22 protein-coding genes, 4 tRNA genes and 1 riboswitch are annotated in these 20,035 nt (G+C 43.1%); of the genes, 18 read left to right on the top strand and 8 right to left on the bottom strand.

Features of this window, described 5'->3' with window-relative positions:
* The first annotated feature begins 127 nt into the window (after positions 1–127).
* Positions 128–631: a DUF3016 domain-containing protein gene (locus CWC28_RS05750; RefSeq protein WP_063702775.1), complete on the top strand. Its 504-nt coding sequence runs from the start codon at positions 128–130 to the stop codon at positions 629–631.
* Between the two features lie 171 nt (positions 632–802).
* On the opposite strand, the gene CWC28_RS05755 is transcribed toward CWC28_RS05750, so the two are convergent.
* On the bottom strand, positions 803–1,093 hold the full coding sequence (locus CWC28_RS05755; protein ID WP_054561134.1) for a hypothetical protein: 291 nt from the start codon (positions 1,091–1,093) through the stop codon (positions 803–805).
* Positions 1,094–1,165: 72 nt separating this feature from the next.
* On the opposite strand from CWC28_RS05755, the gene CWC28_RS05760 reads away from it, so the two are divergent.
* Positions 1,166–1,378 (top strand): hypothetical protein, encoded by a 213-nt coding sequence (locus tag CWC28_RS05760; RefSeq protein ID WP_054554124.1) that lies wholly within the window; start codon positions 1,166–1,168, stop codon positions 1,376–1,378.
* A gap of 268 nt (positions 1,379–1,646) precedes the next feature.
* Here the strand turns inward: CWC28_RS05760 and epmB are convergent, their stop codons facing one another.
* The gene (gene epmB, locus CWC28_RS05765; protein ID WP_063702774.1) at positions 1,647–2,660 is read right to left on the bottom strand and encodes an EF-P beta-lysylation protein EpmB; all 1,014 of its coding nucleotides are present in this window, start codon (positions 2,658–2,660) and stop codon (positions 1,647–1,649) included.
* Positions 2,661–2,701: 41 nt separating this feature from the next.
* Here epmB and efp point away from each other — a divergent pair, with 41 nt between their 5' ends.
* Both efp and epmA read left to right on the top strand, forming a co-directional pair.
* Complete coding sequence (gene efp / locus CWC28_RS05770; RefSeq protein ID WP_063702772.1) at positions 2,702–3,268, top strand: elongation factor P; 567 nt, start codon at positions 2,702–2,704, stop codon at positions 3,266–3,268.
* 226 nt (positions 3,269–3,494) lie between these two features.
* Entirely contained in the window at positions 3,495–4,469 is a 975-nt protein-coding gene (epmA, locus tag CWC28_RS05775) for an elongation factor P--(R)-beta-lysine ligase (RefSeq protein ID WP_063702770.1), read from the top strand.
* Positions 4,470–4,536: 67 nt separating this feature from the next.
* Here the strand turns inward: epmA and CWC28_RS05780 are convergent, their stop codons facing one another.
* Positions 4,537–6,636 (bottom strand): TonB-dependent receptor, encoded by a 2,100-nt coding sequence (locus CWC28_RS05780; RefSeq protein WP_138624864.1) that lies wholly within the window; start codon positions 6,634–6,636, stop codon positions 4,537–4,539.
* 123 nt (positions 6,637–6,759) lie between these two features.
* On the opposite strand from CWC28_RS05780, the gene CWC28_RS05785 reads away from it, so the two are divergent.
* The 8 genes from CWC28_RS05785 to CWC28_RS05820 all read left to right on the top strand — a co-directional run bounded on the left by CWC28_RS05785 (position 6,760) and on the right by CWC28_RS05820 (position 14,303).
* The gene (locus CWC28_RS05785) at positions 6,760–7,149 is read left to right on the top strand and encodes an acyl-CoA thioesterase (RefSeq protein WP_054561129.1); all 390 of its coding nucleotides are present in this window, start codon (positions 6,760–6,762) and stop codon (positions 7,147–7,149) included.
* A 166-nt stretch (positions 7,150–7,315) separates the two neighbouring features.
* A complete protein-coding gene (locus CWC28_RS05790) occupies positions 7,316–7,675 on the top strand; it encodes an META domain-containing protein (protein WP_283206515.1) in 360 nt (119 codons plus the stop codon).
* A 64-nt stretch (positions 7,676–7,739) separates the two neighbouring features.
* Positions 7,740–7,841: riboswitch (TPP riboswitch) on the top strand.
* 145 nt (positions 7,842–7,986) lie between these two features.
* Positions 7,987–9,939: a phosphomethylpyrimidine synthase ThiC gene (gene thiC, locus CWC28_RS05795; protein WP_054561127.1), complete on the top strand. Its 1,953-nt coding sequence runs from the start codon at positions 7,987–7,989 to the stop codon at positions 9,937–9,939.
* A gap of 73 nt (positions 9,940–10,012) precedes the next feature.
* Positions 10,013–11,017: an FAD-dependent oxidoreductase gene (locus CWC28_RS05800; RefSeq protein ID WP_105180110.1), complete on the top strand. Its 1,005-nt coding sequence runs from the start codon at positions 10,013–10,015 to the stop codon at positions 11,015–11,017.
* Positions 11,018–11,025: 8 nt separating this feature from the next.
* A complete protein-coding gene (thiS, locus tag CWC28_RS05805; RefSeq protein WP_105180111.1) occupies positions 11,026–11,223 on the top strand; it encodes a sulfur carrier protein ThiS in 198 nt (65 codons plus the stop codon).
* 1 nt (position 11,224) lies between these two features.
* Entirely contained in the window at positions 11,225–12,007 is a 783-nt protein-coding gene (locus tag CWC28_RS05810) for a thiazole synthase (RefSeq protein ID WP_063702762.1), read from the top strand.
* 15 nt (positions 12,008–12,022) lie between these two features.
* A complete protein-coding gene (gene thiE / locus CWC28_RS05815) occupies positions 12,023–13,546 on the top strand; it encodes a thiamine phosphate synthase (RefSeq protein ID WP_138624865.1) in 1,524 nt (507 codons plus the stop codon).
* 1 nt (position 13,547) lies between these two features.
* Positions 13,548–14,303: a HesA/MoeB/ThiF family protein gene (locus tag CWC28_RS05820; protein ID WP_063702758.1), complete on the top strand. Its 756-nt coding sequence runs from the start codon at positions 13,548–13,550 to the stop codon at positions 14,301–14,303.
* Positions 14,304–14,367: 64 nt separating this feature from the next.
* Here CWC28_RS05820 and asd read toward each other — a convergent pair whose 3' ends face one another.
* Entirely contained in the window at positions 14,368–15,234 is an 867-nt protein-coding gene (gene asd / locus CWC28_RS05825; RefSeq protein WP_171038291.1) for an archaetidylserine decarboxylase, read from the bottom strand.
* 18 nt (positions 15,235–15,252) lie between these two features.
* Positions 15,253–16,311, bottom strand: a complete 1,059-nt coding sequence (rsgA, locus tag CWC28_RS05830) for a small ribosomal subunit biogenesis GTPase RsgA (protein ID WP_063702756.1) — start codon at positions 16,309–16,311, stop codon at positions 15,253–15,255.
* Positions 16,312–16,433: 122 nt separating this feature from the next.
* Between rsgA and orn the strand changes: the two genes are divergently transcribed.
* The 5 genes from orn (at position 16,434) to CWC28_RS05855 (ending at position 17,753) form a co-directional block, all read left to right on the top strand.
* Complete coding sequence (gene orn, locus CWC28_RS05835; protein ID WP_063702754.1) at positions 16,434–16,979, top strand: oligoribonuclease; 546 nt, start codon at positions 16,434–16,436, stop codon at positions 16,977–16,979.
* Between the two features lie 190 nt (positions 16,980–17,169).
* Positions 17,170–17,245: transfer RNA gene (locus CWC28_RS05840), tRNA-Gly, on the top strand.
* 103 nt (positions 17,246–17,348) lie between these two features.
* A tRNA-Gly gene (locus CWC28_RS05845) sits at positions 17,349–17,424 on the top strand.
* 92 nt (positions 17,425–17,516) lie between these two features.
* Positions 17,517–17,592 (top strand) — tRNA-Gly (locus CWC28_RS05850).
* Positions 17,593–17,677: 85 nt separating this feature from the next.
* Positions 17,678–17,753: transfer RNA gene (locus CWC28_RS05855), tRNA-Gly, on the top strand.
* 77 nt (positions 17,754–17,830) lie between these two features.
* Here the strand turns inward: CWC28_RS05855 and CWC28_RS05860 are convergent.
* The 3 genes from CWC28_RS05860 to CWC28_RS05870 form a co-directional block, all read right to left on the bottom strand.
* Positions 17,831–18,256 (bottom strand): secondary thiamine-phosphate synthase enzyme YjbQ, encoded by a 426-nt coding sequence (locus CWC28_RS05860; protein WP_063702752.1) that lies wholly within the window; start codon positions 18,254–18,256, stop codon positions 17,831–17,833.
* Positions 18,253–18,720: a chemotaxis protein CheX gene (locus tag CWC28_RS05865; RefSeq protein ID WP_063702750.1), complete on the bottom strand. Its 468-nt coding sequence runs from the start codon at positions 18,718–18,720 to the stop codon at positions 18,253–18,255. The genes CWC28_RS05860 and CWC28_RS05865 overlap by 4 nt, the downstream gene beginning before the upstream one ends.
* 75 nt (positions 18,721–18,795) lie before the next feature.
* The gene (locus tag CWC28_RS05870) at positions 18,796–19,230 is read right to left on the bottom strand and encodes a transcriptional repressor (RefSeq protein ID WP_063702748.1); all 435 of its coding nucleotides are present in this window, start codon (positions 19,228–19,230) and stop codon (positions 18,796–18,798) included.
* Between the two features lie 95 nt (positions 19,231–19,325).
* Between CWC28_RS05870 and CWC28_RS05875 the strand changes: the two genes are divergently transcribed.
* Positions 19,326–19,946 carry a MarC family protein gene (locus CWC28_RS05875; protein WP_138624866.1) on the top strand — a complete coding sequence of 207 codons (621 nt, stop codon included), beginning with the start codon at positions 19,326–19,328 and terminating at the stop codon, positions 19,944–19,946.
* Positions 19,947–20,035: the final 89 nt, after the last annotated feature.

Consider the following 20,035-nt stretch of genomic DNA (forward strand, 5'->3'; position numbering starts at 1 on the left):
GAATCGCTTGTTTTTGATTACATTTTGCACCATATTGGTTACACCTAAGTGTTTAGATATTAAGCTATAGTTAATTGTCAGCAGCTAAAATTTAATCATTAGCTATACCTGTTAAGTGGAGAAACAGATGAATACAGTAAAAAAAATTGCCTTAGCAATGATCATTGCACTACCTGCTTTTGCTCACGCAGGAGAGGCAAAAGTTAAATGGCATGACTTTAACGATTACCGCGATGTAGAACCTGGTAACAACTCACCGAAAGGTTCATTTCATAAAAATGTGGCGAAGAATTTTGAAAAACACTTTAACAAGCTTGCTGAAAAACTACCTGAAGGCTACACCTTCAATGTTGAAGTGACTGAGCTCGACCTAGCGGGTGATGTGCGTTTTGGTACGATGAATGAATTGCGCATCATCAAACCAATTTATTTCCCACGTATCGACCTAAATTATTCTATTACCGATAAAGACGGTAAAGTGATAAGCGAAGCTAATGATGTAAAGCTTAAGGACATGGGCTTTATGGATCGCATGAAAATGGGTCGCGATGAAGCCTATTACTACGACAAGCGTTTAATCACCGATTGGTTTGAAGATGAGTTATTGCCGTCGTTAAATCTGGGTGAATGATAGCCGTCAGTTTTAAGTTGAACTGCGTTGTTTGTGGGTCTTGTAAAAGACCTGCAACGTGGGAGGCGTTTTAACGCCGAAAACAATGCTCGGATAAAGCTGCTCCCACATGTAGGCGTGAAATTTATTTCGCGCGATAGCCTCTATTTATAATAAATAGAGGCTTCTACGTTACTTAAACGTCGCTAACAGTTGTAGTAACTGCTGCAGTTTAATAACGGTTTTTTTCAGTTTTTCTTCGTCCATACCGTCGTTGCTTAAGCTTTCTACATCAGCAGCAACATCAAGAACGTAAGGTTTAAAGCGTTTTGCTTCAAAATCAAAGCCAGCATCTTTTGCAAATAAGGCTGTGAATTTGCCATGGCCTTGCTGCTGTAAATCATCTAATTTTTTATCAGCATCAAGTGCCTGACGATAAACGATTTTTAGGTTAGCATTGAGTTGTTCAATAATTGAATCCATTTTTTTCCTAAAGCTTTAGACTGCAATGCCGATATAGTACGTGGATTGTCATAAAAAGTCAGGTAATGAACTATGAATATATCAGGATCAAGCTTACCAGCGATGAGTGGCGGTGGCGAAAGCGCAGAAGTTTACAGCGCATCGCTTGCTAAAAAACAGCAAAAGGCTGATGGTGCTGCGGCACTTGCACTTATCGAAGGCGCAGCAATGAATACCAGTGCTGCACAAACACCTGCTAAGTCGGTAACTGCGACACTAGGTAACAACGTAAACGTATACGTTTAGTTGTTAAACTAGATAGGGCGTGTTGACCCTTTATGATTAATTTTGCAGCAGTGTGTTTGGTATTTAGGCAAGGCAGAGCCTATGTAGTGTGGTTGTTCCACATAAATAGGCGATAACGCAGCATCAATGCCAAACACGCGCTGCCCTTCGGGTTCTTCCTAGGGGCGATTAACTCTTTGTTGCTCGGTTTTTACTTAGCCCACTAGGTTACAAATCTCGCGCCGCGATTAAATCGCCCCTAGAGTGAACAAATTTCAATCAACAAAGGTCAACACGCCCTTAGATCGATAGGCGTTTTACTTTTTTCGCCGCCGATCTCGCGCACCAGCTTAGGAACTAAGAACCCCGGCAATGCTGCCAGCATAGCCGTTACGATTTCCCGTGCCTGACTCTCAGCTATGTCAAAATGGCTAGCACCCTCAACTTTATCGAGTAGATGTAAGTAGTAAGGAAGTATATCTGCCTCAAACAGAGCCTCACTAAGTGCAACTTGCGACTCGACAGAATCATTCACATCTTTTAGTAACACCGCCTGATTTAATAACGTAACCCCTGCAGCTTTTAACTTTTGCATGGCCATTTTAAAGTCATCATCAATTTCGTTAGCGTGATTGATATGGTTTATAAACACTACTTTTAACGGTGATGCAGCAAAGCGTGCACATAGCTCATCGGTAATTCTTGCAGGGATCACCACAGGTAAGCGGCTGTGAATACGCATGCGTTTAATTTGCGGAAGTTGCTCTAACTCATCCATAAACCAACTAACAGCATCGTCTTTGGCCATCAATGGATCGCCACCACTTAAAATGACTTCGTTGATGTTGCTGTCGGCTTTTATGTAAGCCAGTGCGTCAATCAAGCTGCGTTTGTTTAATTGGTTTTCTTGATAAGGAAAATGGCGTCTAAAACAATAACGGCAATTTACAGCACAGCCGGTTTTAAACATCACTAAAACCCGAGAGCGATACTTGTGTAACAAACCAGGTTGGTTGTTATCTTGCTCTTTTAGAGGATCTTTGTCGTAACCTGTTTTTGCTAAAAACTCTTGGTGTCTTGGCATCACTTGCAGCAAAAGAGGGTCGTTTATGTCGCCATAACGCATTTTTTTGATAAAAGGCAGTGGCACGCGGACAGGAAAAAGACTGCGTGCTTTGAGGTCTTTTTCGTCTACTTTGCTTGATAATCCTAGCATTTCTAGCAAGCGTTCAGGACAAGTGACAACATTTGCCAATTCTTTTTGCCAGTTTTTATGCAAATTTACTTCATTTCTTTGTATCATTGACACGTAGATTACTCGAAATTATTTAGACAGAGGAAACGATGGCGAATTATAGCACCAATGAGTTCAAGGGCGGCCTAAAAATTATGTTAGACGGCGAACCTTGCAGCATCTTAGAAAATGAAATGGTAAAACCTGGTAAAGGCCAAGCGTTTAACCGTGTTCGTATTCGTAAACTAATTTCAGGCAAAGTTCTTGAGAAAACGTTTAAATCAGGCGATAGCGTTGAAGGTGCAGACGTAATGGATACAGATTTAGCGTATCTTTACACTGACGGTGAGTTCTGGCATTTCATGAACAACGAAACATTTGAGCAAATCGCTGCTGACGAAAAAGCACTTGGCGACAATGCAAAATGGTTAGTTGAAAATGACGTATGTACAATCACGCTTTGGAACGGTAACCCAATCGCAGTTACTCCACCAAACTTCGTTGAACTAGAAATCACTGAAACAGATCCAGGTCTAAAAGGTGATACAGCGGGTACGGGTGGTAAACCAGCAACATTAAGCACTGGTGCTGTTGTTCGTGTTCCTCTTTTCGTACAAATCGGCGAAGTGATCAAAGTTGATACACGTAGCGGTGAATACGTGAGCCGTGTTAAGTAATAGGCTTATATAATAGCAATTCGCAATAATACTTAATCATTTTGAGGGATTAAACCAGTCGCTAGCTGCGTTAAAAACTTCTGATTTAGAACAACTAAATAAGAGATTTTTGCCTTGCTATCAACAAGGTTTTATTGCCTCAAAATAGACCACTTAATTAAGCGAGTTGGTATGAAATTATTGTAAAATCCCAGCTTCTGCTGGGATTTTTTTTGGGAAACACTTTATGTCTAATGTCCTTTGGCAACCAAGCGCCGATATTGAAACTTTACGAGAGCGTGCCGCCATCATTCGTCGTATTCGCGAATTCTTTTATGCACGGGATGTAATGGAGGTTGAAACGCCGAGTCTTAGTGCTGCCAGTGTAACCGATGTGCATTTAGCGACTTTTAGTACCGAGTTTGTTGGCCCAGGTCATGCTGGTGGCTTGCCACTGTATTTGCAAACGTCACCTGAGTTTGCCATGAAGCGTTTACTTGCAGCGGGCTCTGGGGCTATTTTCCAGCTGTGCAAAGCCTTTCGTAATGAAGAAGCGGGTAGTCATCATAATCCTGAATTTACAATGCTTGAGTGGTACCGCCCAGGCTTTGATGAGTTTGCGCTTATGGATGAAATGGATGAGCTTATGCAATTAGTGCTTGGCGTAGATAGCGCAGAGCGACTAACTTATCAGCAAGCCTTCATTAACGCCTTAGGTGTAGATCCTTTAACTGCTGATGTGGGTACATTACAACAACTAGCAGCGGAGCAGGGCTTTGCCGATATTGCCGCGAATGAAACGCACCGCGATACCTTGTTGCAGCTATTATTTTGTATGAAGGTTGAACCAACGATTGGCCAAGAAAAGCCTTGTTTTGTTTATCATTTTCCTGCATCACAAGCCGCTCTTGCCCAAATTTGCCAACATGATGAGCGAGTAGCAGGACGCTTTGAGTTATATTTTAAAAATATGGAACTGGCAAACGGCTTTAATGAACTGACCAATGGTAAAGAGCAAGCAGCTCGTTTTAGTGAAGATAATCAATATCGTGAAGCGAATGGATTAAAGCAAGTGCCAATGGATGAGCGCTTAATAGCTGCACTAGAACATGGTTTACCACAATGTGCGGGTGTCGCACTGGGTATTGATCGACTCATTATGCTGGCAACGAATAAGCAAAAGATTAAAGACGTACTTGCCTTTGATGTTGAAAGGGCTTAACTGATTTGGCTCTAGGCTCTAGGCTCTAGGTGTTTGGGTGCTAGGTGAAAACCTAGCACCCAATTGCTTATAGCTCGTAAATAAATGTCACACCGGCAACCATAGGTTCGCCAAGTTGTGTGTATGTATGAGTGGTGTAACCGTCTAATGGGTCGTTACCAAACTCAAAACCACGAGTTGGTACGTCTTCGTCAAATAAGTTACGTGCCCATGCATTAATGCTCCAATTATCACTTTCATAACCAAATGAAGCATTCACTAAATTAGTGCTTGGTGCTTGTGAGTTATGGCTATCAGAGAAGTAGTAATCGTCTTTGCCTTCTACACCAATTGATGCATAAAGTGCTGGCGTAAAGTTATAACGCGCAGTGAATGCATATTGGTATTTAGGAGCTTGTGCTTGATCTCGACCATCTTGATCTAGGCCTGATTGCGCAACAAAGTCATTGATTTCTGTATGTAGATAACCTGCACTACCTGTTAGTAGTAAATTGTCAGTAGCTTGGAAGCTGCCTTCAACTTCTAAACCATAGTTTTCGCCAGAGCTGGCGTTATCGATATAACCTGTGAATTTTTGGCCTTCAACTTGCCACGATTTTAGCTGCATATCTTCGCGGTACATGTAGAAAGCGGCAAGACGTAACACAAACTTATCATCCAAAGAGCTGCCTTTTACACCAAACTCACCGCTCCAAAGGTATTCAGGGGCAAATGATGTGTGATTAGCGAAGAAATCAGCATCTAGATTTAAGCCCTCATCTTTAGCTTTTGCTAAAGCTTCAGAGTTAATACCGCCAGCCTTATAGCCACGAGTAATGCTGGTGTAGATCATAGTGCGATCTATCACTTGGTATTCAAGTGCAAGCTTACCGCCCACCATGACATCATCCGTTTCTTCAATAAAACCGTTATTGTCGATGTAGTCGCCTTGATACTGCTCAACACGCAGACCCGTAATTAAGGTTGTTTTTGGACCAATAGCTGTTGCTAGTTGGCCATACGCTGCAATATTGCTGGTTTCATAATTTGAGGTAAATGGCTGTGCAAGCCAAGTGTATTGGCGCTCTAAATCAACTTCGCGGCCTTGATAGTAAATGCCAGCGACCCAATCACCTGATTTACCGCTAAATTGCAGCTCTGCAGCCTGATCTTGACGATCGCGAAAGTAAGCATCTGTTGAGCTATAGCCCCAATCATGTAAGCCTGCGGCACATAATTCAGGTTGGGCTTCATCATTACACACCCAGTCTTCGTCGTAGCTGTATAACAGCTCGCTGTCGATACCAGAAAGGTTTAAGCTGACATCAAATAAGTCAAAACCGGTATAAATATTTGCTAGGCCAACCGCAATGCTTTCTTGGTTGTCTTGACCTGGTTCATCAGCAACACTGTAGCGGCTGTTATCTAATGTGAAGGCGTCATAGCCGTTATTAATGTCGATGTAATGTACATTCAGTTCAGTACGCAGATGCTCGGTTAATTGACTGTGTAATTTAAAGCGAGAAACGAGCTCATCCTGTTGTTGGGTATCTTCGCCTAAATAACGGTTTTCTACATAACCATCAGACTCACGTTGATAAATGCTAGCGCGTACTGCCGTGTCGTCAGTAATACCCGTACCTGCGGCAACACCAGCTTCGTAGCTGTTGTAGTTGCCCGCACCTAATTGTATTTTCACACTTGGGTCAAGGGTCGGTGCAGCAGATTCCATTTGAATCATGCCTGCTAAGGCATCAGCGCCAAAGCGAGTCCCTTGTGGGCCGCGATAAATTTCAACTTGGTCGATGTCAAATAACAGTGAACTGCCGCCTAAACCTGAGTAGTTAATGCCGTCGATCACTAAGCCAACCGAAGGATTAATAGGGTCAACGAACTGTGAGCGTAAACCAACACCACGAATTTGCACGAAACGACCACGAGATGCCCCTGAGGTAAAGTTAACATTCGCTGCACTAGCAAGCATCTCATCTAAAAATTTTGCACCACGTTGATTGATTTCATGGTCTGAAAATAAGCTTGCGCTGGCACTAAGGGTTTGAATGCTTTCTCTTTTGAAATCACCGGTAACTTCAATCGTTTCAAGCTCGCCGTCTTCAGCGTAAGCAATCGAAGATGCTGCGAATAAAGGCAGGATAGCAGCAGATAATAATGATAAACGTCGTTTCATGCGGATTCTTAACTCCATTTTCGGGACTGCTATTCTAGCAACCTAGCTAGCCAAATGGCTATAAAATCAATTTTTATGGTATAAACGCAGGCAATTATACGTAAATTGATTAGGAATACGACTATGACCTTTAAAGTAGACTTTAAAGTGCGTGATTATGAGTGTGATTTACAAGGCATTGTTAATAACAGTGTTTATTTTAATTACCTAGAGCATGCTCGCCATGAGTTTTTACATGCTCAAGGTATCGACTTTGCAAAGCTAGCAAGAGAAAAAGTAAACCTGGTCGTGCTGCGAAGCGAAATGGATTACAAGGCATCACTTGTGCCGGGCGATGAGTTTTACGTTGCCGTTGAGCCTGAGCGTATCAGCCGTTTAAAGTTTGCTTTTAGGCAAACAGTGTATCGCAAACATGACGATAAAGTGATGCTGCAAGCTTTGGTGATTGGCACGTCGGTAAATGAAAAAGGTCGTCCTTTTTTACCAGAAGAAGTCGATAACTTATTCAAATAGTCTGCATTGTTCCTTGATAAGCTAACTTAGAACAATTTTTTACAGATAAAACATGTTTTTTTAACGATCAATTGCGTTAAATGTTGTTATTATTACTACATTGAAATTTGAATCGTAAAAAAATATGAAGTTAGTAGCCTTGCCCCTCCTTTTAGTATTATTTTGCATGGGCTGCTCATCGACAGGGACAGTCACTAGTGAGCAATTAAAATATACACAGTGGCAACTATCAAAAGTGAATGGTTTAGCCATTCCTGTATCCCAAACAGCCTCGCTGCGTTTTATCGAAGCGATGCAGGTTAACGGCTTTGCTGGCTGTAATAAATTTTTTGGTGAAGGTGCGCTCAGCGAAGATACGCTAACAGTAAATAAGTTAGGTATGACGCGTAAATCTTGTGGTGAGCAAGTTGATGCGCTTGAGCAGCAATTACTGTCAACGCTAAAAGAAGGTGCGGCCATTACTTTAACTGCTGAGCAACTGACCTTGCAAGGTGAGCACCACTTTACCTTCATTGCAAAAAACTAAAGTAGCTGAGCTTGCAGCAAATTTTTAACTGACGTACACTCAGGGCGTTTTAAAAGAAACGAATTTATACTTGTCGGAGTGCCTTTAATAAGGCTGAGATCGCGAAAGCGGGATCCGTGAACCTGATCAGGCTAACACCTGCGTAGGGAACAAGCTGCCTCACTGGGCGCTTGTGCGCCAAATTTTTGGGGCATAAGCGGTACAGGCTGCACTAGTAAGCACTTAGCTTATTGACGATCCAATGGCGTTTGCCACTCTCTATTGCATTTGCAATATCTGACAAGACAACCCTTAAAGCAATGAGGTAAGTCATGTCAAACACAACAACTAAACCATCTCGCCGCGAAGTCCGTGCGGCTGCATCAGATTATATTTATAACTTAACGGGGCAACCGTTTCCTAATTCTCATAAAGTTTATGTAGAAGGTACACAAGACAATGTACGAGTAGGGATGCGTGAAATCACCCTCAGCGATACCTTCATCGGTGGTACAGAAGAAAACCCAGTATTTGAGCCTAACGCGCCAATTCGTGTTTACGATACCTCGGGCCCATACACTGACCCAGATTTTCAACTTGATGTGCGCAAGGGTCTTGAAAAATACCGTGAAAAGTGGATTGAAAGCCGTGGCGATACTGAAATTTTAGACTCGGTGACTTCACAATTTTCTCAACAGCGAATGGCAGATGAAGGGTTAGATCATATCCGCTTTGAACATTTACCAAAGATCCGCCGTGCAAAAGCGGGTAAAAACGTCACGCAAATGCATTATGCGCGACAAGGCATTGTGACGCCTGAAATGGAATATGTGGCAATTCGTGAAAACATGGGACGCGCTAAAATTCGTGAAGAGTTACTAGCAGCCCAGCACAAAGGCGAATCGTTTGGCGCTAGTATTCCTGATTTTATTACCCCTGAATTTGTGCGTGATGAAATTGCCCGTGGCCGCGCCGTGCTTCCTAACAACATCAACCATCCAGAAACTGAGCCGATGATCATCGGCCGAAACTTCTTAGTTAAGGTGAACGCGAATATTGGTAATTCGTCGGTCACATCATCAATCGAAGAAGAAGTAGAAAAAATGGTGTGGTCGACTCGTTGGGGCGCCGACACGGTAATGGACTTATCAACGGGTCGCTATATTCACGAAACCCGTGAATGGGTGGTACGTAATTCGCCAGTGCCAATTGGTACCGTACCAATTTACCAAGCGCTTGAAAAAGTAAATGGTGTGGCTGAAGACCTAACGTGGGAGATTTTCCGCGATACCTTGATTGAACAAGCAGAGCAAGGTGTTGATTACTTTACTATTCACGCTGGGGTATTACTGCGTTACGTGCCGATGACGGCAAAGCGTGTTACCGGTATTGTTTCGCGTGGTGGCTCTATCATGGCGAAATGGTGTTTAGCGCACCATAAAGAAAACTTCTTATACACGCACTTTGAAGAAATCTGTGAAATTTTAAAACAGTATGATGTGTGTTTCTCATTAGGTGATGGCTTGCGTCCGGGCTCTATTGCCGATGCTAATGACGAAGCCCAGTTCAGCGAATTACGTACTTTAGGTGAGCTGACAAAACTTGCTTGGAAACATGATGTGCAAGTGTTCATTGAAGGCCCTGGCCATGTGCCAATGCATATGATCAAAGAGAACATGGAAGAGCAGCTTAAACACTGTGAAGAAGCACCGTTTTACACGCTTGGTCCATTAACCACGGATATTGCACCGGGGTACGATCATTTCACATCAGGTATTGGCGCTGCGCAAATTGCTTGGTACGGCTGCGCTATGCTTTGTTATGTAACCCCTAAAGAGCATTTAGGCTTACCAAACAAAGAAGACGTTAAAGAAGGTTTAATCACTTACAAAATTGCTGCCCATGCTGCCGATTTAGCAAAAGGCCACCCAGGTGCGCAAGAGCGTGACAACGCATTATCAAAAGCACGCTTTGAGTTCCGTTGGCACGACCAATTTAACCTAGGTTTAGACCCAGAACGCGCCCGCGAATATCACGACGAAACACTGCCACAAGAATCTGGCAAGATTGCACATTTCTGCTCTATGTGTGGCCCTAAGTTCTGCTCGATGAAGATCACTCAAGAAGTACGTGATTACGCCAAAGATCTTGAAGCAAGAGGTATCGATCCAAATAACGTAGGCGATGCTATCGAAATCAAAATGGTTGATGTTGAAGCCGAAATGAAAGCGAAATCAGACGAGTTCAAAAAAACAGGCTCTGAGATTTACCATAAAGCAGTTTAATTGATGGAGCTAGGCATCAGCGATGGGCTCTGGGTTTATACCTAGGGCCTAGAGCCTAGCGCCTAGAAAGTTTATGTCTTTAAAGATAGCGATACTGGGTTTTGGTTTAACTGGCCGTTTAACTGCATTGGCACTTGCTAAAGAGCATCAGTTAAGTGTGTTTGAGCAAGATGATGAACATGCTAGCAACAGTGCCGGCAGCGTTGCTGCAGCGATGTTAGCCCCCCTTGCAGAATCAGTCCTGTGTGAACAGGATTTAGCCCTACAAGGGCTTAATAGCATCACGCGTTGGCAGCAAATTCTAAGTGAGCTCGATGACGCTGTGTATTTTCAACAAACAGGCAGCTTAGTGGTTGCTCATCAGCAAGATAAGGGCGATTTGCAAAGTTTTGTGAGCCGCTTGAAACCGCTTGAAAGCTACCAGGCACAGACATTGGTGGGCACTCAAATCGCAAACCTTGAGCCAGAACTTGCTGGGCGGTTCCACCAAGGTGTGTATTTACCTTGTGAAGGGCAACTCGATAACCAAGCATTTTATAGCGCTAGTTTTAAAAAGCTTACCTTGCAAGGAGTGCAATTTAACTTTGGCTGTAAAGTTGAATTGAACGCTCATCAAGTGAATGGCCAAAGCTTTGATTATGTATTTGATTGTCGCGGTTTAGGTGCAAAACAGGCTGAACCCTTACTGCGTGGAGTAAGAGGGGAGGTGGCGCGTTTATATGCACCAGAGGTGAACCTAACCAGACCGATACGACTGATGCATCCGCGTTATCCAATTTATATTGCTCCTAAGCCAAACCATCAATTTGTGATTGGTGCGACTGAAATCGAATCGCAAGACCGCGGTAAAGTCACCGTGCGCTCGGCGCTGGAGTTATTGTCTGCTGCTTATACGGTGCATAGCGGCTTTGCTGAAGGGCGTATCGAGAGCTTGCAATCGGGGCTTCGTCCAGCGTTTGCAGACAACCGCCCGAAAGTCACAAAACAAGGTCGAGTGATCAGTATTAATGGCTTGTATCGTCATGGCTATCTACTTGCGCCTCAGGTGGTTGATGATGCAGTGAGCTTAATTGCTTAAGGATAAAAATGAATATTTTAATTAATGGTCAGTCAGTTACAGTGAACGAAAATATATCGCTTACTCAGGCGTTGAGCCAGTTTGGTGCAAGACCTCCATTTGCCGTTGCCGTTAATGGTGACTTTGTACCTCGCAGCCAATGCGATGCTAAACCCCTCAACGAAGGCGACAGCATTGAGCTATTGTCGCCAATTCAAGGAGGCTAAGATGGATAGTTTTTCGGTTTATGGTGAGCAATTTACGAGTCGTTTACTGATTGGCTCAGCACTGTACCCTTCGCCAAGTGTTATGACTCAGTCGATAGTGGCCTCACAGGCTGAAATTGTCACTGTTTCATTGAGACGTCAGCAAAGCGCTTCTGCGGGTGATGATTTTTGGCAATTGATAAAAAACACCGGGCTAAAGGTGCTGCCAAATACGGCGGGTTGTCATAGCGTGAAAGAAGCGGTGACGTTGGCACAAATGTGTCGCGAAGTGTTTGCCACTGATTGGATCAAGTTAGAGTTGATTGGTGATGAATATAATTTACAGCCAGATCCATTCGCACTGCTCGAAGCCACTAAAATTTTATTGGCCGATGGCTTTAAAGTTTTACCTTATTGCACAGATGATTTAGTGCTGTGTCAGCACCTCGCTGATTTAGGCTGCGAAGTACTAATGCCTTGGGGCGCACCGATTGGCACGGGTAAAGGCTTGCTGAATCCTTACAACTTAAAAATGATCCGTGAGCGCTTGCCAAACCATACGTTAATTGTTGATGCGGGCTTAGGTTTACCATCTCATGCCTGCCAAGCGCTTGAATTAGGGTATGATGCCGTATTATTAAATTCGGCAATTGCGGGTGCAGGTTGCCCAGTGACGATGAGTAAAGCGTTTAAGAGTGCTGTAGAGGCGGGGCGATATAGCTATGTGGCTAAAGCGATGCCAGAAAAAGACGTCGCAAGCCCGTCAACGCCGACGCTCGGAATGCCATTTTGGCATCAAGAATAAAATGTGAGGAATAACATGAATCAGGTTGTATGGACCATAGCTGGCTCAGATTCGGGCGGCGGTGCAGGAATTCAAGCCGACATCAAGGCAATGCAAAGTTTTAATGTACATGGCTGTACGGTTATTACTGCTTTAACGGCACAAAATAGTTTAGGTGTAGAAGCGCTGAACCCGATATCAACAGAAATGATTGAGTCGCAACTATTAGCCTTAGCCAGTGATATGCCTGCCAGCGTGATTAAAATTGGCATGCTTGCCAATGTGCAGCAAATACAGCTTATTAGTGAGCATTTAAAACATTACAAAGCAACTTGGGCAGAGCCGCCTTTGGTTGTTTATGATCCGGTTGCCATTGCCTCCAGTGGTGATTTATTAACAGAAGAAGATACTGTTAGTGCTATCAAAGAGTGTTTATTGCCATTAGTCGATGTTGTAACACCGAACACCCACGAAACGCAGTTATTAACTGGTGTTTACCTGATTGGCCCAAGCGCAGTGAAAGAAGCCGCCGAGAAGTTAACAGGCTATGGTGCAAAAGCGGTGATCATCAAAGGAGGTCATTGGGATTACCCAAGTGGCTACTGCATTGATTACTGCGTGCAAGGTGAGCAGGAATATTGGCTTGGTAACGAAAAAATTCAAACTCCGCATTGTCATGGTACTGGATGCAGTATGGCCTCTGTGATTGCTGCGTGTTTAGCCAAACAGTATCCACTCAAAGATGCCTTTATTTTAGCGAAAGCCTATATCAACCAAGGATTAAAAGCAGCCGTTCGTTATGGTGAAGGGATTGGCCCCGTTGCGCATACTTGCTTTCCAACAAATTTAGCAGATTACCCACAAGTCATCGAAGCGGGAAGTTGGCTGGGTGATGAGCTCGACTTTGATTGCCCGGTTGATTTTACCATGGCAGCAGGTTTTGCCGAGTGCGACTCTAAACAGCTAGGTTTATATGCCGTTGTGGATACGGTTGATTGGTTAGAGAAGTGTTTAGCCGAAGGAGTTAAAACCGTTCAATTAAGAATGAAAAATGCAGACGATGCAGCACTTGAAGAGTCGATTGCAAGTGCGGTTATGCTGGGGCAGAAGTATGATGCGCAGGTATATATCAATGATTATTGGCAATTGGCGATCAAGCACGGAGCTTATGGTGTGCATTTAGGGCAAGAAGACTTACAAACTGCTAATTTAATTGCCATAAAAGAGGCTGGGTTACGCTTAGGTGTGTCGACCCATGGCTTTTATGAAATGCTACGTGCACATAATTACAGACCAAGTTATATGGCGTTTGGTGCTATTTATCCAACCACCACTAAAGACATGACTGGGCAAATTCAGGGCTTAGAAAAGCTCGAAAAATTTGTGCCGTTGATGGCCGATTATCCAACGGTCGCGATTGGTGGAATTGACATATCTCGTGCTGAGCAAGTTGCGAGCACGGGTGTTGGCAGTGTTGCAGTAGTACGTGCGATTACTGAAGCCGAAAACTACCAAGCAGCCATTGCCAAGTTAAAACAGCTGGTCGAAGGTCAGTCATAATATGAGCGCGTTAAGCGACAAAGAGCAAATTCGTTATAGCCGCCACTTGCTACTCAAAGAGGTGGGGCATGCAGGGCAGCAAAAGTTAAAAACTGCACATATTGTGGTTGTCGGAGCGGGTGGGCTTGGCTCACCGGCATTGTTTTATTTAGCGGCTGCAGGAATCGGGACGCTCACTTTGATTGACGACGATAAAGTTGAGCTTTCAAATCTACAGCGACAAATACTCTATAAAGTAAACCACATGGGGCAGGCAAAAACACAGGCGGCTGCCAAGGTGTTAGGCAGTTTAAATAATCAAATTACGGTTAAGCCTCTATGCCAAAAGCTTGATGAAAGTAACTGTGCTGAGCTACTTGAAGGTGCTGACATCATCCTCGATTGCAGTGATAACTTTGCTACCCGCTATTTGGTTAATCGCTATTGTTTAGCTAAATCTATCCCACTTGTATCAGCTGCCGCTATTGCAACGCAGGGGCAGGTGATGAGTTTTGATTTTCGTGATGAACAAAGCCCTTGCTATGGCTGTATATTCCCGCAAACGGAGGAGCAGACAGCGCTTAATTGTGACAATGCTGGGGTATTGAGCCCGTTACTGGGGGTTATGGGGAGCATGCAAAGTTTATTGGCTATCAATATATTGCTTGGCCATAAAACGGGCAGCGAGTTTATTCAATTTGACGGGCTAACACTACAGCAGCAGCGATTTAATATTCAAAAAGATAGTGAGTGCTCAGAGTGTAATCGTGGGGTGTAGGCGCGATTTATAGTGAATTTTAAGCAAACCACTTTTGCTCAAGTGGTTTGCTTAATTGAACTTATTAGTCGTTAATTTTCGCAAATGGTGTGCCCATGCGGGTCACTGTTTCTGGGTGTTGATCTGACAAGAACTCAGCTTGATTTGCACCCCAGGCTAAAATAACGGTAGAGCCTAATTTAAAGCGACCCATTTCTTCACCCTTCTTCAGAGTAATCGCATTGTCACCTTCAGTTGGGTAATTCCAACTAAATACATCTTTACCTGCTGGTGGCGTTACTGTGCCTGCCCAAATAGTCTCGATGCTAGCAACAATTGTTGCACCAACAAGTACCATGGCTAGCGGGCCAATTTCAGTTTCAAAGATAGCTACAACACGCTCGTTACGAGCAAATAGGTTAGGTACATTTTGCGCTGTTAACGGGTTTACCGAAAATAAATCACCCGGTACGTAGATCATTTTGCTCAGCGTGCCATCAACAGGCATGTGAATACGGTGATAATCTTTAGGCGCTAAATAAATCGTTGCAAACTTACCGCCTAAAAACGGTGCAGTGTCTTCTTCTTTGCCACCAAGGAGTGCTTGTAAGCTGTAGTCATGGCCTTTTGCTTGGATGATTTGACCGTCTACTACATCGCCTAATTGGCTAATTGCACCATCAACTGGGTGAGCAATAATGTCGCTTTCTTCAGCAAGTGGACGAATACCTTCTTTTAATGGGCGAGTGAAAAACTCATTAAAAGTTTTGTAATGAGCTGGATCTGGGTATTTAGCCTCACTCATATCAATTTTGTATTGTTTGATAAACAATTTAATTAAGGCCGTTGTTAAGCCACCCGCTTTTGCTGCTGCTAACTTGCCAACCATGCGCGAAATGAAATGTTTTGGCATGGCATATTGCATAGCAATTTTGAATTTATCTAAACTCACTTGTTATTTCCTAAATAGTTATACGCGAGGAGCGCGTGCACCAGCACGGCCGTCGGCCATAGTTTCTAAAATTCGGTGGTAACTGTCAAAGCGAAGTTCTGAAATTTCACCATCATCAACAGCTTGGCGAATTATACAGCCAGGATCGTTTAAATGCTTACAATCGCGAAAACGACAGCCACCAATAAAATCACGGAACTCTTTAAAGCACCAAGTAACGCGCTCAACCTCTAAATGCCATAAGCCAAACTCACGAATTCCCGGTGAGTCGATTAGGTTACCACCACTTGGTAAATGGTGTAATCGCGATACGGTTGTTGTGTGTTGACCAAGGCCGCTATTCTCAGAGACTTCTTGGGTTAGGATGTCTGCATCTGGCAGTACAGTGTTTACTAAGGTTGATTTACCCACACCACTTTGACCAACAAAAATGCTGTTTTTACCAACCAGTTTTTGTTTAAGCTCATCAATGCCTTGACCGGTTTTATTACTGACTAACAGTACTTGATAACCTAGCTCACGATAGATATCGAGAATTTCATCAATAAAAGCAAGGCCTTCATCGTCAATTAAATCTATTTTGTTAAGCACTAAAATAGGCTCAATACCCATGTCTTCACAGGCAACTAAATAGCGGTCGATAATGTTTGGTGTAAACTCAGGCAATACCGCAGAAACCATTAAAATTTGGTCAATATTGGCAGCGACGACTTTTACCCCGTCATAAAAATCAGGGCGCGTTAATTGTGAGCGACGTTCATGGGTTGCTTCAATAACGCCAGCTAAGTCGCCCTCGCTAACTTTTGCTCGGCGAAAAATAACTTCATCACCACACACAAGGCTCGATACGGTTCTGCGTATATTACATCGTAGTACTTCGCCTGATTCGGTTTCGATATCGGCGTGTTGGCCAAATCGACTGATCACAACCGCATTTTCGGCAGGGCCTAAATTGTCATTTTGCCATTGCACAGTTGCCCCTTTCTCTTGCTTTTTGTCTGCATTAGAGAGGCGTTTTTGATGATTGGCCTTAATTCGACGCGATTGGCCTTTACTTAATTTCTTTTGTTTTGCCACTTTTGGCCTATAACTTGAGTAAATGTCGGGCTTTTTGAAAAAAAAGCTTTAGGTCGACTGATGATACTAATATGATATATCTAAATGCGTTGGATCTAAAGGAAAGCACCGCTAAGGTAACTATGTCTTTTCATAAATCAAATCTTATCTGGCTCGACCTGGAAATGACTGGCCTCGAACCAGCAACAGATAAAATACTCGAAATTGCCACTGTTGTCACCGACAGTGATTTAAACATCTTGGCTGAAGGCCCTGTTATTGCTATTCATCAAAGTGATGAATTGCTTGATGGCATGGACGAGTGGTGTACAACTCAGCACGGTCAATCTGGTTTAACAGCTCGCTGTAAAGCAAGCACTTTCACTGAACAAGATGCTATTGATCAAACATTGGCATTTTTAAAGCAATGGGTGCCAGCGGGTACATCGCCTATGTGTGGTAATTCTATCGGCCAAGACCGCCGTTTTATGAATAAGTACATGCCTGAATTGGAAAACTACTTCCACTACCGTAACCTTGATGTAAGCACAGTTAAAGAACTTGCGCGTCGCTGGAAACCTGACGTGTTAGCACAAGTGAACAAAAAAGGTTCGCATCTAGCCCTCGACGATATCAAAGATTCGATCATGGAATTAAAGGTTTACCAAGAAAAATTCTTTAATTTGTAAAAAACATTTGCAAACACATCGGATTATTGTAGAATCCTGCCCCGCTTAAGACGTTAACCCCCGCGGGGTTAGTGTGTCTTTAGCTAAACTTTTATAGTTTAAATTTGCGGCACTAGCTCAGTTGCCAGAACGTTTTACCGCAACCTTCAAGGTTGTGCACCAACGGACAAATTACTGACTACTTTTGAATGCGGCACTAGCTCAGTTGGTAGAGCGCAACCTTGCCAAGGTTGAGGTCACGAGTTCGAGCCTCGTGTGCCGCTCCAATTTCTTCACCAAAAGAAATTGATATAAGTTTCAAGGGGAAAGTTGAAAGCTCCAAGCTATTCAAACTTGTAACTTGAATCTTGTAACTAGAAACTATTTGATGCGGCACTAGCTCAGTTGGTAGAGCGCAACCTTGCCAAGGTTGAGGTCACGAGTTCGAGCCTCGTGTGCCGCTCCAATTTCTCACCAAAAGAAATTGGCTTAAGTTTCAAGGGAAAAGTTGAAAGCATTAGCTTGAAACTAGAAACTTGCAGCTTACAACTTATTTATGCGGCACTAGCTCAGTTGGTAGAGCGCAACCTTGCCAAGGTTGAGGTCACGAGTTCGAGCCTCGTGTGCCGCTCCAATTTCTCACCAAAAGAAATTGATATAAGTTTCAAGGGGAAAGTAACTAACTTGAAGCTTGTAACTTAAAACTAGTAACTTATTGTGCGGCACTAGCTCAGTTGGTAGAGCGCAACCTTGCCAAGGTTGAGGTCACGAGTTCGAGCCTCGTGTGCCGCTCCAATCTCTAAAAAATCCCAAAAACACTTTCTTAAATAATTTAGTTAAAGCCAAGTTTTGCTTACAGCTTAAAGTTAGTTTTAGATCTGACCTTGAATCGTCGCGACAATGCGTCTAGCGCCACCATGATCACGGTGTTCACCTAAATAGATGCCTTGCCATGTGCCAAGCATTAAGCGGCCTTGGTTAATAGGTATGGTGAGTTCAGCACCTAATGTACTGCTTTTTATGTGGGCTGGCATGTCGTCATCACCTTCATAATCATGACGATAATAACTTTGTCGTTCTGGTACGAAGTGATTGAAGTGACTTTCCATATCCATTCGCACAGTGGGATCTGCATTTTCGTTAATTGTTAAACTTGCAGACGTATGCTGAATGAACAGGTGTAATAAACCGACTTTGTATTGCGTTATTTCTGGAAGTTGACGAAGTAGCTCGTCATCAATGATGTGAAAGCCTCGCGAGCGAGGCTTTAATTGAATGGTTTTTTGCTGCCAGCTCATAGTTTATCAAAGCTAACTTCAATATTGGCGTTACCATCAGCAGACGTGAATGGAATTAACACCTTGGCACCTTCACATTTATGGGCAATTGTATGTCCTTTACCAGACACCACAACTGGCGTTGCCATATCAAACTCGTAGCCTTTTTCGCCGAGTAAGTTTTTAGCACCACCTGTTACCATATTGGTAATTTCGCCTACCATGTCAGTGACTTCTTCATTGACTGAGTCTGGACGCTCACCGAGCATTCTTTCCATAATAGTCAGTGCTAGGCTTTCATCGAATGAGATTGAAAGTGAACCTTTAGTTTGTGGGCCAACCATACCAATTAAACCCGATACATCGCCACGGGCTAATTCGTCTTTCTTTAAGCTAGGTTTGCCCGGTTTTAATTCTGTTTGAGCCATCGTGCTCAATACATTTAATAATGATGATAAAAAAGGGTTGATGAACTCCACATTCATTATTTTCTTTCCCTTAGGTTTGCAGAAATGCCGTTAATCATACTTTAAGTGTAGTGGTTGTTTCAAACACCGCACTTAATCTTTGCATTTTTCGCACTTGCCGTGCGCTTCAATTGTTTGTCCAGAGACAATAAATCCACTTTCTGCAGCTAAGTTATTAAGTTCATGAGAAATTACTGTTGAATGTAATTCTTTTACATAACCACAGCTGTCACAAATTAATAATTGTACAGGGTGAATGTGATCAAAATGATGGCACAACATAAATGAGTTGGTGCTTTCAATTTTGTGAATAAAGCCAAGTTCCGATAAGAAATCGAGCGCGCGATAAATGGTTGCTGGTTTTGCGCCTGACTCAGTTAATTTGAGTTGTTCTAATAAGTCATAAGCACCTACACCACCTTGCGCACTAGCGAGCAGGCGGAATACTTTTTCACGGATAGGTGTGAAACGTGCACCACGATTATCGCATACTTGTTTTGCTTTACTGACGAGTGATTCTATGTTCATCTTCTCTTATCCTTACGCTACCGTGATATACTAACATACTGTATTGTAGTTGCAGTGTTTTTATTCGCTAACACGTTTTCAAGGGAGTTTTCTTAATGAGTGAATTGCTAGCTGCATTCATTTTCTTTTTCGCTGTCATTGATCCTATCGGTACCGTGCCTGTCTTTATTGCCGTTACACGCGGAGATGATGCCAAATTCAAACGTAAAGTCGCGCTAAAAGCGGTTGGCGTTTCGGCATTAGTTTTATTATTTTTTGTGCTTGCGGGTGAAGTACTTTTAAACGCGATCAATATTCCGCTTTCTGCGTTTCAAATTGCCGGGGGGATCGTATTATTACTTTTCGCTTTATCGATGATTTTCGGTGAAAGTAAGCCAGAAACTGAGATTAAAAGTGTTCGTAACAGTACCGAAACCGCAATTTTTCCATTAGCAATTCCTTCTATTGCCAGCCCCGGTGCCATGCTTGCAGCAGTTTTGATGACCCGAAATACTGAATACACGTGGTATGAGCAACTTATCACTTCATCAATCATGCTCTCAGTATTAGTGATTGTATTGCTGTTATTGCTACTGGCGACACATGTTCATAAGTTAATTGGTGATAGTGGCGCGAGTATTATTAGTCGGGTGATGGGTTTAATTTTATCGTCAGTCGCGGTTAACAATATCTTAGGTGGTATTGCTCACTACTTTGGTTTGAGTGTTGATGCTTAGTTTAATTTAAAGTGCATTTTCAGTGATTTAAACTTTGAATTATTGCCTTCTTTTATCTAACTTAAAAGAAGGCAATATAAAATTTAAGG

The sequence above is a fragment of the Pseudoalteromonas sp. S4492 genome (genome assembly GCF_005886115.1).
In the GTDB taxonomy this organism is placed as follows: domain Bacteria; phylum Pseudomonadota; class Gammaproteobacteria; order Enterobacterales; family Alteromonadaceae; genus Pseudoalteromonas; species Pseudoalteromonas gelatinilytica.

Bases quoted from the DNA above. Each gene is read 5' to 3' on its own strand.
- CWC28_RS05750 (WP_063702775.1), top strand. From the start codon at position 128: ATGAATACAGTAAAAAAAATTGCCTTAGCAATGATCATTGCACTACCT.
- CWC28_RS05755 (WP_054561134.1), bottom strand. From the start codon at position 1,093: ATGGATTCAATTATTGAACAACTCAATGCTAACCTAAAAATCGTTTAT.
- CWC28_RS05760 (WP_054554124.1), top strand. From the start codon at position 1,166: ATGAATATATCAGGATCAAGCTTACCAGCGATGAGTGGCGGTGGCGAA.
- epmB (WP_063702774.1), bottom strand. From the start codon at position 2,660: ATGATACAAAGAAATGAAGTAAATTTGCATAAAAACTGGCAAAAAGAA.
- efp (WP_063702772.1), top strand. From the start codon at position 2,702: ATGGCGAATTATAGCACCAATGAGTTCAAGGGCGGCCTAAAAATTATG.
- epmA (WP_063702770.1), top strand. From the start codon at position 3,495: ATGTCTAATGTCCTTTGGCAACCAAGCGCCGATATTGAAACTTTACGA.
- CWC28_RS05780 (WP_138624864.1), bottom strand. From the start codon at position 6,636: ATGAAACGACGTTTATCATTATTATCTGCTGCTATCCTGCCTTTATTC.
- CWC28_RS05785 (WP_054561129.1), top strand. From the start codon at position 6,760: ATGACCTTTAAAGTAGACTTTAAAGTGCGTGATTATGAGTGTGATTTA.
- CWC28_RS05790 (WP_283206515.1), top strand. From the start codon at position 7,316: ATGGGCTGCTCATCGACAGGGACAGTCACTAGTGAGCAATTAAAATAT.
- thiC (WP_054561127.1), top strand. From the start codon at position 7,987: ATGTCAAACACAACAACTAAACCATCTCGCCGCGAAGTCCGTGCGGCT.
- CWC28_RS05800 (WP_105180110.1), top strand. From the start codon at position 10,013: ATGTCTTTAAAGATAGCGATACTGGGTTTTGGTTTAACTGGCCGTTTA.
- thiS (WP_105180111.1), top strand. From the start codon at position 11,026: ATGAATATTTTAATTAATGGTCAGTCAGTTACAGTGAACGAAAATATA.
- CWC28_RS05810 (WP_063702762.1), top strand. From the start codon at position 11,225: ATGGATAGTTTTTCGGTTTATGGTGAGCAATTTACGAGTCGTTTACTG.
- thiE (WP_138624865.1), top strand. From the start codon at position 12,023: ATGAATCAGGTTGTATGGACCATAGCTGGCTCAGATTCGGGCGGCGGT.
- CWC28_RS05820 (WP_063702758.1), top strand. From the start codon at position 13,548: ATGAGCGCGTTAAGCGACAAAGAGCAAATTCGTTATAGCCGCCACTTG.
- orn (WP_063702754.1), top strand. From the start codon at position 16,434: ATGTCTTTTCATAAATCAAATCTTATCTGGCTCGACCTGGAAATGACT.
- CWC28_RS05860 (WP_063702752.1), bottom strand. From the start codon at position 18,256: ATGAGCTGGCAGCAAAAAACCATTCAATTAAAGCCTCGCTCGCGAGGC.
- CWC28_RS05865 (WP_063702750.1), bottom strand. From the start codon at position 18,720: ATGAATGTGGAGTTCATCAACCCTTTTTTATCATCATTATTAAATGTA.
- CWC28_RS05870 (WP_063702748.1), bottom strand. From the start codon at position 19,230: ATGAACATAGAATCACTCGTCAGTAAAGCAAAACAAGTATGCGATAAT.
- CWC28_RS05875 (WP_138624866.1), top strand. From the start codon at position 19,326: ATGAGTGAATTGCTAGCTGCATTCATTTTCTTTTTCGCTGTCATTGAT.